The sequence below is a fragment of the Paraburkholderia sp. SIMBA_027 genome, assembly GCF_046535315.1.
GTDB classification, from domain to species: Bacteria; Pseudomonadota; Gammaproteobacteria; order Burkholderiales; family Burkholderiaceae; genus Paraburkholderia; species Paraburkholderia tropica.
Genome location: NZ_JAWRWY010000014.1, coordinates 211,009 through 225,928, shown reverse-complemented (window position 1 = coordinate 225,928; position 14,920 = coordinate 211,009). Strand labels below are relative to the sequence as shown.

13 protein-coding genes are annotated in these 14,920 nt (G+C 64.3%); 7 read left to right on the top strand and 6 right to left on the bottom strand.

Features of this window, described 5'->3' with window-relative positions; genetic code table 11:
• Positions 1–24 precede the first annotated feature (24 nt).
• Positions 25–2,085 (top strand): polysaccharide lyase family protein, encoded by a 2,061-nt coding sequence (locus SB764_RS26340; RefSeq protein ID WP_410865533.1) that lies wholly within the window; start codon positions 25–27, stop codon positions 2,083–2,085.
• Here the strand turns inward: SB764_RS26340 and SB764_RS26335 are convergent.
• Positions 2,082–2,981, bottom strand: a complete 900-nt coding sequence (locus SB764_RS26335) for a LysR substrate-binding domain-containing protein (RefSeq protein WP_410865531.1) — start codon at positions 2,979–2,981, stop codon at positions 2,082–2,084. The genes SB764_RS26340 and SB764_RS26335 overlap by 4 nt on opposite strands.
• A gap of 215 nt (positions 2,982–3,196) precedes the next feature.
• Here SB764_RS26335 and SB764_RS26330 point away from each other — a divergent pair, with 215 nt between their 5' ends.
• The 4 genes from SB764_RS26330 to SB764_RS26315 all read left to right on the top strand — a co-directional run bounded on the left by SB764_RS26330 (position 3,197) and on the right by SB764_RS26315 (position 7,728).
• Positions 3,197–4,402, top strand: a complete 1,206-nt coding sequence (locus SB764_RS26330) for a branched-chain amino acid ABC transporter substrate-binding protein (RefSeq protein ID WP_110327784.1) — start codon at positions 3,197–3,199, stop codon at positions 4,400–4,402.
• Between the two features lie 21 nt (positions 4,403–4,423).
• Positions 4,424–4,972 (top strand): L-2-amino-thiazoline-4-carboxylic acid hydrolase, encoded by a 549-nt coding sequence (locus SB764_RS26325; protein WP_080180738.1) that lies wholly within the window; start codon positions 4,424–4,426, stop codon positions 4,970–4,972.
• Entirely contained in the window at positions 4,965–6,221 is a 1,257-nt protein-coding gene (locus tag SB764_RS26320; protein WP_065059799.1) for a Zn-dependent hydrolase, read from the top strand. Before SB764_RS26325 ends, SB764_RS26320 begins: the two co-directional genes overlap by 8 nt.
• Before the next feature lie 169 nt (positions 6,222–6,390).
• Positions 6,391–7,728 carry an LLM class flavin-dependent oxidoreductase gene (locus SB764_RS26315; RefSeq protein ID WP_065059798.1) on the top strand — a complete coding sequence of 446 codons (1,338 nt, stop codon included), beginning with the start codon at positions 6,391–6,393 and terminating at the stop codon, positions 7,726–7,728.
• A 40-nt stretch (positions 7,729–7,768) separates the two neighbouring features.
• On the opposite strand, the gene SB764_RS26310 is transcribed toward SB764_RS26315, so the two are convergent.
• The 5 genes from SB764_RS26310 to SB764_RS26290 all read right to left on the bottom strand — a co-directional run bounded on the left by SB764_RS26310 (position 7,769) and on the right by SB764_RS26290 (position 12,962).
• Complete coding sequence (locus tag SB764_RS26310; RefSeq protein ID WP_410865528.1) at positions 7,769–9,010, bottom strand: acyl-CoA dehydrogenase family protein; 1,242 nt, start codon at positions 9,008–9,010, stop codon at positions 7,769–7,771.
• 44 nt (positions 9,011–9,054) lie between these two features.
• Complete coding sequence (locus SB764_RS26305; RefSeq protein ID WP_321867290.1) at positions 9,055–10,080, bottom strand: NrtA/SsuA/CpmA family ABC transporter substrate-binding protein; 1,026 nt, start codon at positions 10,078–10,080, stop codon at positions 9,055–9,057.
• 46 nt (positions 10,081–10,126) lie between these two features.
• Positions 10,127–10,894, bottom strand: coding sequence for an ABC transporter ATP-binding protein (locus SB764_RS26300; protein WP_410865526.1), 768 nt, complete (start codon positions 10,892–10,894; stop codon positions 10,127–10,129).
• Positions 10,891–11,730 (bottom strand): ABC transporter permease subunit, encoded by an 840-nt coding sequence (locus SB764_RS26295; protein ID WP_065059856.1) that lies wholly within the window; start codon positions 11,728–11,730, stop codon positions 10,891–10,893. Before SB764_RS26295 ends, SB764_RS26300 begins: the two co-directional genes overlap by 4 nt.
• A gap of 392 nt (positions 11,731–12,122) precedes the next feature.
• Entirely contained in the window at positions 12,123–12,962 is an 840-nt protein-coding gene (locus SB764_RS26290; protein WP_074985487.1) for a MetQ/NlpA family ABC transporter substrate-binding protein, read from the bottom strand.
• Between the two features lie 258 nt (positions 12,963–13,220).
• Between SB764_RS26290 and SB764_RS26285 the strand changes: the two genes are divergently transcribed.
• Both SB764_RS26285 and SB764_RS26280 read left to right on the top strand, forming a co-directional pair.
• Positions 13,221–14,564 carry an LLM class flavin-dependent oxidoreductase gene (locus SB764_RS26285; protein ID WP_410865524.1) on the top strand — a complete coding sequence of 448 codons (1,344 nt, stop codon included), beginning with the start codon at positions 13,221–13,223 and terminating at the stop codon, positions 14,562–14,564.
• Positions 14,565–14,681: 117 nt separating this feature from the next.
• Positions 14,682–14,885, top strand: coding sequence for a hypothetical protein (locus tag SB764_RS26280; protein WP_065059792.1), 204 nt, complete (start codon positions 14,682–14,684; stop codon positions 14,883–14,885).
• Positions 14,886–14,920: the final 35 nt, after the last annotated feature.

Sequence of the window (14,920 nt, the reverse complement as noted above, 5' to 3'; positions counted from 1 at the left end):
CGCGTTGCCACTGCATTTCACTGTATGACGCCGATGATGACCTTCCCGCATTCCCTCCGCCCGCGCCGTGCGGGCCTTTCCTCTTTGCTGTTCGCCGCGCTCGCGCTGTTCGCCGCAACGGCGCATGCCGACGACGCCCCCGTAACGGTTAGCGAAGACGCCGGCACGATCACGCTCGACAACGGCATCGTGGAGATCCGCGTCGAGCGCGACGACGGCTATCTCGCCGCGATCCGTCAACACGACGCCACGGGCTGGCACGACCTCGGCGTGACCGCGCAGCGCGCGGCCTACGAAGCGCATGGCGACGACTTCGAAAACGACCCGGAAAAAGCCATGTACTGGGATGCGAACGCCGACGTTGCGGTCGTGCCGCCGGGCTACAAGGAAGACAAGAAAGGCTATTTCCGCATGCGGCCCGGCGAGGCGCAGGTGAGCGTGGTGGCGAACACGCCCGAGCGCGCCGAAGTCAGCGTGCGTTCGCGCCCGACGCCCGTGTTTCCGTTCGATATCGACGTGCGTTACACGCTATTGCGCGGCCATAGCGGTTTCTACGCGCAGGCCGAGGTGCATCACGGCGCGGATCAACCTGCGGCGACCTTCTATCAAAACCGCTTCGTCGTGAAGACGGTGATGGACGGCACTTTCGATCACTGGGCCGTGGGCGACAGCAAATTCGTGCCGATTCCGCAAGGCGCGATCAGCCGCGAACTGAGCGACGCGACCTTCCAGCTCGACGACGGCACGATCAAGACCAAGTACATGAACTCGGTGTTCTGGTCGCAGGTGCCGGTGTACGGTTACGTAGGCGCGCAGCGCGGCCTCTGGATGATCGAGGCGAGCCCCGAGTACCACAACGGCGGCCCGGTCAAGCAGGGCCAGACACTGCACGACAACGTGCTGCTGCGGGTGCTGCAGTCGGTGCACTTCGGTGCGTCGGCGGTCGTGCTCAATGACGGCGAGGACTGGCGCAAGGTCTACGGTCCGTTCCTCGTCTATGCCAATCGCGCCGACGGTCCCGCAGCGCTCTGGGCCGACGCCGAACGCCAACACGCGCGCGAAGTCGCCGCGTGGCCGTACACGTGGGTCGATACGCCGGCGTATCGGCAGACGCGCGGCGAAGTGAGTGGTAGCGTGAGTCTGGCGAATGACGCATCGAAGCTCGCATCCAGGCCCGCATCAAAGCCCGTGACGCACGCGTGGGCGATCCTGTCCGACCCCGGCGTGCCCTGGAGCGCGCAGAACAAAGGCTACGCGTTCTGGAGCGCACTCGACGACGCGGGTCATTTCGATCTGCACAACGCGATTCCCGGCGTCTACGACCTGCATGTGAGCGGCGCGGATCAACCCGAAGACCTCGTCGTGCACAACGTGCGCGTGGGCGCGGACCAGCATCTCGATCTCGGTGCGATAACGTGGCCCGTGGAGGAGCCGGGCGTGCGCCTCTGGCAGATCGGCCGCTTCGATCGCTCGGCCGCGGAGTTCCGCAACGGCGACGACGCGCGCAACTATCAGATGTTCCGCCGCTATCCGAAGCAGTTTCCGCACGATGTCGATTTCGTGATCGGCAAGAGCGATCCCGCGCGCGACTGGAATTACGCGCAGTGGACCGTCTACGCGGAACGTCCGGACTGGCGCATTCATTTCGATCTCGACCGCGCGCAATCGGGCAAGGCCACGTTGACGATCGGCTTTGCATCCGCGCAGCCCGAGCAGGGCAAGACGCTGACCGATCTGCGCGTGGCCGTGAACGGCACCGAGGTCGCGCAGATCCGTCTGCCCAAGACGGGCACGGCGGGTTATCGCGGCAGTGCGCAGGATTCGCCGTACAACGTGCGCGCGATCGTGTTCGACGCGGCGTTGCTGAAGGCGGGCGAGAACACGGTGAGCCTCTATCATGCCGACGGCGTGCCCTATGCGCGCTTCACGCTCGCGGGCACCGACCAGCGCGTGCCGGCCAACACCACGCCGGGCCAGGTGATGTACGACGCGCTGCGGCTCGACGTGGACACGTATGCGGACAAAAACGCGGACAAGAACGCGGACAAGAACGCGGACAAAAACGCCGCCGCATCCAACCCCTAAGCGCTCTGCCGCGACGCCAGCAGCCAGTTCGCGAGCCGTTGCGCGCCGTCGGGCAATTCGGCGTCGGCGCGCCAGCAGAGATAGTAATGGCGGCCGTCGTCGAGTCCGTGGTCGAACAGCTTGCGCAGCGCGCCCGATGCCAGTTCGCGCGAGATCAGCGGCGCGCGCAGCAAGGCCGCGCCGAGGTCGGCGAGCGCGGCGCTCAAGGTGAGCTGGCCGTCTTCGAACAGCGGGCCTTCGACGCGCGTCATGTGGCGCGCGCCCGCGCTTTGCAGCCAGTTGACCCAGGTGCTGCGGTCTTCGTCGTGCACGAGCGGCACGCCGGCGAGATCGGCGGGCTTGCGCAGCGGCCCGTAACGCTGCAGGAAGCGCGGCGTGCAGACCGGCACCACCGCGCCCGACATGAGCGGCGTGCTCGTATAACCGACCCAGTCGCCCGTGCCGAAGCGAATCGAAAGATCGGCCGCGTCGCTGCGGTAATTGCGGTGATTCGCGTAGAGCACGGTCACATCCACGTCTTCATTCGCCGACAGGAAGTCGTGCAGGCGCGGAATGAACCAGCCCATGCCGAACAGCGGAATCAGACTGATCGTGATCTGCCGGCGCGACGACCGTTCGCGCACGAAGCCCGTCGCGCTGCGCAGCACCGAAAACGCCGCGCTGATCGAGCGGTAATAATCGCGGCCTTCGTCGGTGAGCACGAGCGAGCGGCCGCTGCGCACGGTGAGCGGCGTCTGCACGAACGATTCGAGCAACTGAAGCTGATGGCTCACGGCCGAGGGCGTGATGTCGAGCTCCTGCGCCGCCGTGCTCACCGAGCCGTGGCGCGCGAAAGCCTCGAAGGCGCGCACCGCGCGCAGCGGCGGATCGTCGGAGAGTTGCTGAATTTTTTTCATGTGTCGAATTATATCGAACGCACGATGCGTCGGGCATTCCTTATTTTGTATCGATAAATCAGTGATTTAAGTGCAAACTGAGCAGGCTGACATAACGATAGAACGAAAGGTCATTTAAGCGTGTGTGGGCCAAACCTTAATCTTTTTCAACTTTCGGAGCTCGCGTAACAGACGCCGGCTTCCTGACTCAACGTATAAGACCCGCCCACACGCTCATGAAAAAGAACGCTTTGTTGTTGCCGCTCGCCGCGCTCGCGGTCTCCGCTTTCGCGCCCGGCGCGCACGCCCAGGACGAACAGGTCGTGCTGATCGGCCTGGCTGCGCCGCTCACCGGCGCATCGGCGCGGATCGGCAAGGATCTGGAAAACGGCGCACAGCTCGCCATCGACGATGCCAACGCGAAGCATCCCACGCTCGGCGGCAAGCCCGTGGTCTACAAGCTCGTGAGCGCCGACGATCAGTCCGATCCGCGTACGGCCGTGACGGTCGCGCAGCAACTCGTCGAGCGTCATGTGGTGGGCGTGGTCGGCCACTGGAACACCGGTTGCAGCGTGCCGGCCGCGCGCGTCTATCACGACGCCGGCATCGCGCAGATCGCGCCGGCTTCCACGGGCCATCAGTACACGCTGCAAGGCTTCGACACCTCGTTCCGCATCATGGGCCACGACGACGACAGCGGCGCCTACACCGGCGCTTACGCCGTGAAGACGCTCAAGGCGCAGCGCATCGCCGTGATCGACGATCAGACCGCGTTTGGCGCTGGCCTCGCGAATCAGTTCATCAAGGGCGTGCAGGCCAACGGCGGCACCGTGGTCGATCATCAATATGTGACCGACAAGACCATCGACTTCAGCGGCGTGCTCACGGAAATCAAGGGCAAGCGCGCGGATCTGGTGTTCCTCGGCGGCATCGACGTGGAAGCCGCGCCGCTCGTGCGCCGCATGCGTCAGCTGCATATTCAGGCGCCGCTGCTGGGCGCGGGCGGGTTCGTCAGCCAGACCTTCCTGAAGCTCGCCGGTCCGGCGGGCGAGGGCGTGACCGCGCTGGAGCCGGGCCGTCCGCTCGACCGCATGCCGGGCGGTCCCGCCTTCGACGCGCAGTACCGCGCGCGCTGGCATGCGCCGATCGAACTGCACGCGCCGTTCGCCTATGACGCGGCCGCGACGTTGATCGCAGCCACGCAGCAGGTGAATTCCGCCGATCCGAAGCAGATCGTCGCCGCGCTGCATTCGATTCGCCGCGAAGGCGTGACCGGCACGATCGCCTTCGACGCGCAAGGCAATCTCAAGGATCCGGCGTACACGATCTATCAGGTGCGCGACGGTAAGTGGGTTGTGGTCGATGTGCTGGGCGGCGGGTCGTCGGCGCAGGCTGCGAAGCCCGCAGTTGCGAAGACCGCCGCAAAGACCGCGGCGCGCTGAGCGGAGCGAGGAGAACACAGCATGACGCAAACTCATCACGAAGGCCGCGCGGAAGAAGTTAGCTCGCAGGAAGTCAACGTCAACGGCGTGACGCTCGGCATTCTCGAGCGCCGCCGTATCGAAGCGGAAATCATCAAGCCGATCTACGAGATCATGAAGCGCGAGTTCGGCGTGGAGCGCGCGCAGGCCGTGATCGGCGAAGCGGTGCGCGGCGCGGCGGTGAACGCAGGTCGCGAATTCGCGGCGCGCGAGCCGAATGGTGCGAGCATCGCGTCGTTCGTGGCCTTGCAGGTGCTCTGGGAAAAGGACGATGCGCTCGATGTCGAAACGCTGCGCGCCGACGACGAAGCCTACGACTACGACGTGAAGCGTTGCAGCTACGCGGAGATGTATCACGCGATGGGGCTCGGCGAAATCGGCCATCTGCTCAGTTGCGCGCGCGACAGCGAGTTCATCGCGGGCTACGAGCCGGGCGTCGAGCTCACGCGCACGAGCACCATCATGCAGGGCGGCAAGCGCTGCGATTTCCGTTATCGCGTGCGCGATGCGCAAGGTGGTACGCATGGCTGAGATCGGCACGCTTGAAACGCGCGCCGCGTTGCGCGTGAACGGCCCGCGTTTGTGGGACTCGCTCGAACGCATGGCGCGGATCGGCGCAACGCCTAAAGGCGGCGTCTGCCGTCTCGCGCTGACCGAACTCGACCGCGAAAGCCGCGATCTGTTCGTGCAGTGGGCGCGCGAAGCGGGGTGCGAAATTCGCATCGACCGCATCGGCAATATCTTCGCGCGGCGCGCGGGCCGCGATGCGAACGCCTCGCCCGTGCTGACCGGTTCGCACGCCGATACCCAGCCGACCGGTGGCCGTTACGACGGCATCTACGGCGTGCTCGGCGGGCTCGAAGTGCTGCGCGCGCTCAACGACGCGAACGTGCAAACGGAACGGCCCATCGAAGTGGTCGTGTGGACCAACGAGGAAGGTTCGCGCTTCGCGCCCGCGATGATCGCGTCGGGCGTCTACGCGGGCGTATATCCGCTCGATTACGGGCTTTCGCGCAGCGATGCGTCGGGCACGACGATCGGCGAGGCGCTTGCGCATATCGGTTATGCGGGCGACGCGCCCGTGGGCGGCACGCCGGTGCACGCGGCGTACGAACTGCACATCGAGCAGGGCGCGATTCTCGAACGCAGCGGCAAGACCATCGGCGTCGTCACGGCGGGGCAAGGACAGCGCTGGTACGAGATCGAACTCGACGGCGTGGATGCGCATGCAGGCACCACGCCGATGGATCTGCGCCGCGATGCGCTCGTGGGCGCGGCGCGCATCATCACCTTCGTGTCGGCGCTCGGACGCAGCTATGCGCCGTTCGGACGCGCCACGGTCGGCATGATCGAGGCGAAGCCGAACTCGCGCAACACGGTGCCGGGACGCTGCTTTTTCACGGTGGAATTTCGTCATCCCGAATCGGCGACGCTCGCTGAAATGGACGCGAAGCTGCGCGAGGAACTTGCGCGCGTCGCGCACGAGGAGCAGCTTGGGCATCGCATCGAGCAGATCTTCGATTACGCGCCCGTGCCGTTCGCGCCGGAATGCGTGGAGACGGTGCGTCGTGCGGCACAAGCGCTCGATCTTTCGCATGCGGATATCGTCTCCGGCGCGGGCCACGATGCGTGCTATCTCGCGCGCGTTGCGCCCACGGGCATGATCTTCGTGCCCTGTATCGACGGCCTGAGCCACAACGAAGCCGAAGCGATCACGCCCGAATGGGCTGAAGCAGGCGCGAATGTGTTGCTGCATTCGATACTCGCGAGCGCGGGTTAATCTTCTTCGTCATTCGATCTGCTTTTGCAGACGAAAACACGCGGGGCAATTTACGCCGGATGGATTGCTTATTCCACTGCGTAATTCAAGGGGTTTCCAGGCGAATCGGCGCTCAGCGCGTTGCGCCGATTCGCGCTAAGGTGTGCCTTTTCGTTTCCGCGAGAACGTCATGGCCCACAGTCGTCAATTGCGTCAATTGCATCTGGGCGCCTTCATGCGCCCCGTCAGCCTGCATACCGGCGCGTGGCGTTTTCCGGGCGCATGGCCCGATGCGAATTTCAATTTCGCACATCTGAAACGTCTTGCGCAAACGCTCGAAACCGCGCGCTTCGACGCGTTTTTCATGGCCGATCATCTCGCCGTGCTGAACATGCCGGTGAGCGCGCTCAAGCGCGGCCACACCGCGACCTCGTTCGAACCGTTCACGCTGCTTTCCGCGCTGGCGGCTGTAACGTCGAAGATCGGCCTCGTCGCCACCGCATCGACGACCTTCGACGCGCCTTACCACGTCGCGCGCCGTTTCGCCTCGCTCGATCATCTGAGCGGCGGACGCGCGGGCTGGAATCTCGTCACCACTTCGAATCCCGATGCCGCCTTGAATTTCGGCCTCGACGAACATGTGGAGCACGACGAGCGCTATCGTCGCGCGCGCGAGTTCTTCGACATCGTGACCGGCCTTTGGGATAGCTGGGACGACGACGCTTTCATACGCGACGTCGCGAGCGGCGAGTATTTCGATCCCGAGAAAATGCACGTGCTCGATCACAAAGGCGAGCACTACTCGGTGCGCGGGCCGCTCAATATCGCGCGGCCGCCGCAAGGTTGGCCCGTGATCGTGCAGGCGGGATCGTCCGAAGCCGGTCGCGAACTCGCGGCGCAAACCGCCGAGGCTGTGTTCACGGCGCAGCCGGATCTGGAGACGGGCAAGCGGTTTTATGCGGACGTGAAAGGGCGTCTCGCGCGCTACGGCCGCGAGCGCGATCATCTGAAGATCCTGCCGGGCGCGTTCGTGGTGGTCGGCGAAACGCTCGACGAGGCGCGCGAGAAGCGCGCGCTGCTCGATACGTTCGTGCATGCGGAAAGCGGGATTGCGTCCTTGTCGATCGCGCTGGGTCACGATGTCTCGCGCTTCGATCTCGATGGCCCGCTGCCGGACATTCCCGAAAGCAATGCGAGCCGCTCGGCGCGTCAGCGCGTGGTGGACTGGGCGCGGGAGGAGAACCTGACCGTGCGTCAGCTGGCGCAGCGCGTGGGCGGCTATTCGGGACTGGAGATGGTCGGCACGCCCGAGTCGATCGCCGACGAGATGGAGCAATGGCTCGTGCAGGAAGGCAGTGACGGCTTCAACGTGATGTTTCCGTTCCTGCCTGCGGGCGTGGACGATTTCGCGTTGAAGGTCGTTCCCGAATTGCAGCGTCGCGGTATTTTCCGGCGCGAATACACGGGGAAAACGTTGCGCGATCACCTCGGTCTGCCGCGCCCCGCAAACCGTTTTTTCTCGCGTTGAATGACTGCGGAGCGGGGCGCGCGGTTTCGTCAGAACTTCGTCAGAAAAACGCGCCCGTTGGCGGTAGTTGACCGTTCAGCAGATTCTGGCCGAGCAGCCGCTCCTTGTAGAGACGCGGATTGTGCGAAGCGATCACCTTGATATTGCGCCAGTGCCGGTCGAGCGCGGCGACGCTCGACACGGCCGAGCCTGAACCGAGATCGATGAGCCAACTCGCCACTTGCGGCGCGAGATCGTCGATCACGACCTTCGCTTCGGACGCGGCGAGCGTCGCGGCCAGCGTGCTCGCATACTCGTCGGGCGTGCCGTGGTGCGTGAGGGCGTCCTGCAACGTCTGCACCGCGCGGTCCGCCGTGGCTTCGATACTCGCTGCGTAGGCGCGGATGCGGCCGAGCAAGGCCTGCAACGCGGGCTCGTCGGCGGGCTGCGCGGCCTCGCCGTGGTAGAAGTTGCGCTGCCGCGTGCGCAGCACGTCGACGGCATCCTGCACCACGCGCCGCACGATCCCCGCGATGCAGTTGGTCAGATACACCTGGTGGAACGTGAAGCCCCATGGCGCGGCGTCGGGCGCTTTGGGCGGGTCGGGCGGATAAACGTGCTCGGGCCGCACCACGACATCGCGAAACCGTGCCGTGCCCGAGCCGGTGAGGCGCTGGCCGAAGCCTCGCCAGTCGTCTTCGCTGGCCACGCCCGGGCCGCGTTCGAGCACGTATTGCACGGTCGCGTTCGCGCGGCTTTCGATCGCCTGGCCGACAAAGGCGTCGTTGTAGAGGTTGCCCGTGGCGTAGACCTTGTCGCCCGACCCCAGATAGACCTGCTTGCCCGCATCCCATTCGAGCCGGCTGAGCACGCGGCTTGAGCGTGCGCCCGCGGCCGTCGCGTCGCTCTCGACGAAACTGAGCCCGACGGTCTTGCGCTGTCGCGCGAGATCGAGCACGTGCGCATGGAACGGATGCTCGCGGCGCTGCAACGCCGCTTCGACTTGCCAAAGATGATTGCGAAACGCGTGGGCGATGTTCGAGTCGGCAGCGGCGAGATCGCGCGCGACCGTGAACAGTCCGCTCAGCGACACGCCGTGGCCGCCGTCTTCGACGGGCAGACGCAGCGCGCCGAAGCCGAGCGCTTTCAGCGCGGCGATGGCTTCATGCGGCAGACGTTGCTCGCGTTCGCGTTGTGCCGCCGTCGCGGCGATCTCGTCGATCGTCGCCGCGAGTCCGAGCGAGGCGGACAACGCGGAGACCTGCGCGTTCGGGTTCGCGGCCTGCGTGGAAGTTTCAGCCATACATTTTCCTGTTCATGGCGCAGCGGGCTGCGCCGGGTCGTGCCTCAGACTTTGACGCTGTAATCGGCGACCTTGATCGGCGCGCTGATGATCTTGCGTTGCGCGAGCCAGTCGGCCGCGCGCTGGAACTGGGCCATGAAGGCTGCGTCGTCGGGTTCGTGAAACTGATTCACGCGTTTGAGACTCGCGAGATAGTCGCGGACCTGATCCGGATATTTCGCTTCGCGCTGCACGAGCCGCTCCGATTCCTCGGGATGCTGCGATTGCCACGCGCCTTCGACGTAATACGCATCGAGCACGGCGCGCACCAGTTCGGAGTTTTCTTCCGTGAACTTGCGGCGCGACACCAGCGAACTGTAGTCGATCAGGAAGTCGAGATCGCGACCTTCGTTGAAGATGTCTTTCGCGTCGTTCGCATAACGCGCGATATCGACGGCGGGCGACCACATCGACCAGGCGTCGACGCGGCCTTGCGCGAAAGCGGGCGCCGCATCGGGCGGATTCAGATAGACGAACTCGACCTTGCTGCGATCGACATGATTTTTTTCGAGCGCGGCGATCAGCAGAAACTCGCCGAGTCCGGAACGGTTCACCGCCACCTTGCGGCCCGCGAGATCGGCGACCGAATTGATCTTGCTGCTCTTCTTCACGATGATCGCGGTGGAGCGCGGCGAGTACACGTCGAAACCGGTGAAGACGATGGGCGAACCGGCCAGCATCGCGGCGAGCGCGGGCGTAGTCGATCCCCAGAAGCCGAAGTCGGCGCTACCGCCCACCACGGCCTGGATCGAGGGCGCGTGGTTCGGGAAGGGGCCGACCCATTCGACCTTGATGTTCTTCGCGGCCAGCGTTTTCTCGAACACGCCACGTTGTTTCGCGATATCGGGCAGCGCGCCATAGCCCCAGCCGATGCGCACGGTGTCGGTGTTGCGGGTGAGTTTGGCTGGCGGCGTGGCTTGGGCCGCCTGGGCGGCTTGAGCGGCGGGAAGCAGGCGCGCGGCGGCCGCGCCGGCCAGCAGTCCACCCGCCGCGCGCAACAGGCGGCGGCGAGTCAGTAAAGCATCATTCATTCGGTATCCTTGTTAATTATGTAGCGTGTTTCGGTGCGTCAAAGCCTCAATGCTCCTGCACGCCGAGTTCCGCGAGGAGCGTCTGCCGCAACGCTTGCGGCGTGTGATCGTCAGGTTGAAACGCGGCTGCGATCCGGCCCGCGCGCATGACGAGAATGCGGTCCGCGAGCACGAGAGCTTCATCCACGTCGTGCGTCACGATGAGCACGCCCGGCGCATGGCGCGCCACCAGTTCCTTGACGAGCCCGTGCATCTTGCGGCGCGTGAGCGCGTCGAGCGCGGCGAACGGCTCGTCGAGCAGCAACAGCGCGGGATCGCGCACGAGAGCGCGCGCGAGCGCGACACGTTGCGCCTGACCGCCGGAGAGATGGCGCGGCCAGTCGAGTTCGCGACCTGCGAGGCCGACTTCGGCCAGCGCGCGCGATGCGCCGCTGCGTCCGATGGTCGATTCGTGGCCGAGCGCGACGTTCTCCCACAACGTCGCCCACGGCAGCAGACGATGCTCCTGAAACACCACGGAAGGACGCGCGGGCGCGCGAATCTGTCCCGCATCCGGTGTGTCGAGACCCGCGAGCGCGCGCAGCAGCGTGGTCTTGCCGCAACCGCTTTCGCCCAGCAACGCGACGAATTCGCCCTTGCGAATCTCGAGGTCGAGTGCGTCGATCACGACGCGCGAGCCATACCGTCGCTGAAGTCCGCGCACGGATACGGCCAGCGTCGAGTCGGCGGATGCGGTTTCGCTGTCGTTGGCGATGTTGTTACCGAGCTGAACCGAGGCGTTCGCGCGCGGCGACAAAGTGGCGGAGGCGCTCATGCTTTTTCTCCCTTCGTGTAGTTCGCGTGCCACGACAGGAAGCGCGTTTCGAGCGCGCGAACCAGCGCGTCGGCGACCACGCCGATGATCGCGTAAATAATCATGGTCAGCACAATGACGTTGGTTTGCAGGAATTCGCGCGCGTCCATCGCGAGAAAGCCGATGCCTTTGGTGGTCGCGAGCGTTTCGGCAATTACGAGCGCGAGCCATGCGTGGGCGAGTGCATAACGCACGCCGGTGAGGATGGCGGGCATCGCGCCCGGCAGAATGATGCGTCGCACGACGGCCGGCCATTTCATGCCGATGACCTTGGCCAGTTCCATCAGCTTCGGATCGATCTGGCGAATGCCGAGCATCGTGTTGATATAGACGGGAAAGAGCACGGCGAGCGCGACGAGAAAAATCTTCGCGCCTTCGCCCACGCCGAACCACACGATGACCAGCGGCAGCATCGCGAGAAACGGAATGGCGCGCACCATCTGGATCGAGCGGTCGAAAAGCGCCTGCGCGAGCCGCGAAAAGCCGACGAGCACGCCCAGCGCCAGACCGATCGTGCCGCCAATCAGAAAGCCGGTCAGCGCGCGCAGCAGCGAAACGCCGAGGTGCACGAAGAGGTCGCCGCTGCGGGCGAGATTCCATGCGGTTTCGGCGACGCTGCTGGGCGACGGGAGCACTTGCGGTTCGATCCAGCCCACGCGCGCGGCGAACTCCCAGATCGCGAGAATCAGAATGGGGATGGCCCACGAGAGCCGGTTATAGAAGCGATCGCCGCTGAACAGCGAGGCGGCCCGCGACGGTGAGAAGTCGCGGTGCGAGGAAGAGGTGACGTCAGCCATGTCGGTTCCGTGATGGAGATGAACGGAGATAACCGTGGGTAAAAAGCCTTCCATGCGGTTGGCTGCGTGGCCTGCCTGGCGCGATGTATTGCAGGCTTGCTTGCACGACTTCGCGAGGCAGGGTTCGCCCGACATTCGGGGGAGCGGCGGTCGTCCGCACGCTGTATTGCAAAAATCCACGTTTGTGCGCCATGAAGCTGGCTATTAAAAACGCATAGGCATGGCGCTGACAAACGGTTTTTTATGCTTTGCTTTTCGGAAATGCTGCGCTGGAATTCACACTTGCCTCATGCGCATGTTGCATGATTAAATGTGAAAAATATGTGCATGCAGAATGGTGGTCGAGTGCTGGTCAGGTGCTGTCGAACGCCCTGGCTCGACAGCCTTCGCCGCTATCTGGCGGTTTGCGGCGGAAAGTAATCGGGCAGGCGATAGCCCTGATAAGTGGCGTTGTGAAGGATGGCGGTGCGAAAGGCGTCGGCGCGATAAGCGGCCACGATATCGGCGGTGGCCTGTGAATTTCGGTTCGATGCTTTCACGACCACCTGGTTCACATACGGCGACTGCATGTTTTCGAGCGCCAGCGCTTCAGTCAGCTTGTGGCCGCTGGAAATGGCGAAGTTGCCCTGAATCGCCGCGAAATCCACGTCTTCGAGCGCACGCGGCGCCTGCGCCGTATCGAGCGGCACGATGCGAATCCCGGCGGGATTGGCGATCACATCATGTTCGGACACATCCACGGGATTGGGATTCTCGCGGATGCGGACCCATCCCACCGCCTGCAATATCTTCAGCGCGCGTTCGAGATTGACGGGGTCGTTCGGCACCGCCACCGTGGCGCCGCGCTTCACATCCGATAGCGCGTGATGGCGCGTCGAATAGAGGCCCATTGGCGGCGTCGGCACCTGCACCACGCCCACGAGATCCGTGCCATTGCGATCGTTATAGGCTTTCAGATAGACGCTGTGCTGCATCACGTCGGCGGCGATTTCGTCGTGCCACACGGCCTGATTTGCTTCGAGCCCAGTGCTGAAATTCACGTACTGCACGGTGTAGCCCTTGCGTTTGAGTTGCGGCTCCACGCCTTCGCGGAATTCATCGGCATACGGACCGGGAACGAAGCCCACGCGCAATACGCGCGGCGCGGTGTCGGCTGCGTGCGTGACAGGCGATTGCAGCGCGAACAGGGCAATCGTGGCGAGTAACGTTCGTGTGAATAATCGATGCCGCATGATGGCTCCTTCCACTTGGGCTGAATGAAGTCATCGATTATTCGTAAGCGCCGGGCGCGCGGTCAAACAACGAAAAGTGCAATGCGTTCGTGCGCGCGTGGTTTGCTTCGACGCCATGGTTACGCAGCGCGCGCCATGACATGCGAGTCCAACGCAGGCGCCGGCATAACCACATGCCAATTCGGTGGTTAGATGCATGCCGCCGTCTCCCTATACTTTTTCTCCTGGTGAATTTCGCGTTTCGGGAGTGCGAGCGAGATGAGTAGAACTTCGGCGGCCAATACACCGCGCCAGTTGCATCTGAACGTCAATATTCTGCATTCGGGTTTCGTGCCGTCGGCATGGCGTCTCGACGATGCCGATCCGCGCGCGTTCGTCGATGTCGCGCATTATGTGCGCGTCGCGCAACTCGCCGAACGAGCGAAGTTCGACGCGGTCTTTCTCGCCGACAATGCGGCTATCGTCGACCAGATCGACTTTCGTCCGATCACCGCGCTCGAACCGACGATTCTGCTCGCGAGCATTGCGGCGGCGACCACGCATATTGGCGTGATTGGCACGGCGTCGACGAGTTATAACGAGCCGTACAACATCGCGCGCCGCTTTGCCACGCTCGATCACGTGAGCGGCGGCCGCGCCGGCTGGAACGTCGTGACGACGGCCGATCTGCCGTCGGCGCGCAATTTCGGCCACGATACGGTGCCGGACCACGCGCAGCGCTACGCGCGCGCGGCTGAGTTCACCGAGGTGGTCAAGGCGCTCTGGGATAGCTGGGACGATGACGCTTTCGTTGGCGACAAACCGGGCGGCCGCTTTATCGACGTGACGAAAGTGCGGCCCGTGGCGCACGAAGGGCGCTTTTTCAAGGTGCAGGGGCCGCTGAATCTGCCGCGCTCGCCGCAAGGGCATCCGGTGCTGGTGCAGGCCGGTGCGTCGGGCGATGGCCGCGATCTCGCCGCGCGGCATGCGGAGGCGGTGTTCTCGGCGTCGCAATCGTTCGAGGAGTCGGTGGCGTACCGGCGCGATCTTCACGCTCGCGCCGCGGCTTACGGGCGTGCGCAAGGCGTGCAGGTGCTGGCGGGGCTCACGACCATCATCGGCGCGACCGAAGTCGAAGCGTTAAAGCGTCGCGATGAACTCGTCGATCTGATTCCGTGGCGCTACAGTCTCGCGCGGCTGGCCGGCACGCTGGGCATCACGCCGGACCAACTCGATCTCGACGCGCGCCTGCCCGAGAATCTCGCGCTGCCGAACGGCGGCAACGGCAATCACACGTTCTTTCACGCGACGCTGGCTCAGGCTCGGCGCGGCGGTTATACGGTGCGCGAGCTGATTCGCGCGCTTGCGGGCGGCGGCGGTCATCGCGTGATCGTCGGGACACCCGAGCAGATCGCCGACGATATCGAGCACTGGTTCAAGGGCGAAGCCGTCGACGGTTTCAATCTGATGCCGGACGCGTTGCCGGACGGTCTCGCTGCATTCGTCGACGGCGTGGTGCCGATTCTGCAGCGGCGCGGACTCTTTCGAACCGAATACGCGGGTCGCACCTTGCGCTCGCATCTCGGTCTTGAGCGGCCGACGCGGGTCGACGTAACGACGTGACGACGTCAATGCCTGTGATCCGACTGCGTGTTGCATAAGTATTCCTGAAATGCTTGGTTGTCCGATGAAATATCGGGGAATAGATTGGACCTTATGCAATGCCACGGAGGCGTCGTTATGTCGATTCCGATTTCAGCCCTGTTTTTCAAGGTATTCCGCAGCGAGCCTGCGCGTTCACGCGACATCGTTGAAGCGAAAAATGCGCGCGAGGAAACGCACGAGCGCGTGGAGCGCGCCGCGCTCTATGCGCGGCACGGATACTTTCACCTGAGCTATACGCCGCTGCTTTATCCCTTCGTTCCGGAAATCCCGCTCGAATAAGCGCGATCATCCTCCCTACGCTTGCCTGCGCGTTT

Excerpts from the sequence above, each read along its gene's own strand:
- SB764_RS26340 (WP_410865533.1), top strand. The coding sequence starts at position 25 with ATGACGCCGATGATGACCTTCCCGCATTCCCTCCGCCCGCGCCGTGCG.
- SB764_RS26335 (WP_410865531.1), bottom strand. The coding sequence starts at position 2,981 with ATGAAAAAAATTCAGCAACTCTCCGACGATCCGCCGCTGCGCGCGGTG.
- SB764_RS26330 (WP_110327784.1), top strand. The coding sequence starts at position 3,197 with ATGAAAAAGAACGCTTTGTTGTTGCCGCTCGCCGCGCTCGCGGTCTCC.
- SB764_RS26325 (WP_080180738.1), top strand. The coding sequence starts at position 4,424 with ATGACGCAAACTCATCACGAAGGCCGCGCGGAAGAAGTTAGCTCGCAG.
- SB764_RS26320 (WP_065059799.1), top strand. The coding sequence starts at position 4,965 with ATGGCTGAGATCGGCACGCTTGAAACGCGCGCCGCGTTGCGCGTGAAC.
- SB764_RS26315 (WP_065059798.1), top strand. The coding sequence starts at position 6,391 with ATGGCCCACAGTCGTCAATTGCGTCAATTGCATCTGGGCGCCTTCATG.
- SB764_RS26310 (WP_410865528.1), bottom strand. The coding sequence starts at position 9,010 with ATGGCTGAAACTTCCACGCAGGCCGCGAACCCGAACGCGCAGGTCTCC.
- SB764_RS26305 (WP_321867290.1), bottom strand. The coding sequence starts at position 10,080 with ATGAATGATGCTTTACTGACTCGCCGCCGCCTGTTGCGCGCGGCGGGT.
- SB764_RS26300 (WP_410865526.1), bottom strand. The coding sequence starts at position 10,894 with ATGAGCGCCTCCGCCACTTTGTCGCCGCGCGCGAACGCCTCGGTTCAG.
- SB764_RS26295 (WP_065059856.1), bottom strand. The coding sequence starts at position 11,730 with ATGGCTGACGTCACCTCTTCCTCGCACCGCGACTTCTCACCGTCGCGG.
- SB764_RS26290 (WP_074985487.1), bottom strand. The coding sequence starts at position 12,962 with ATGCGGCATCGATTATTCACACGAACGTTACTCGCCACGATTGCCCTG.
- SB764_RS26285 (WP_410865524.1), top strand. The coding sequence starts at position 13,221 with ATGAGTAGAACTTCGGCGGCCAATACACCGCGCCAGTTGCATCTGAAC.
- SB764_RS26280 (WP_065059792.1), top strand. The coding sequence starts at position 14,682 with ATGTCGATTCCGATTTCAGCCCTGTTTTTCAAGGTATTCCGCAGCGAG.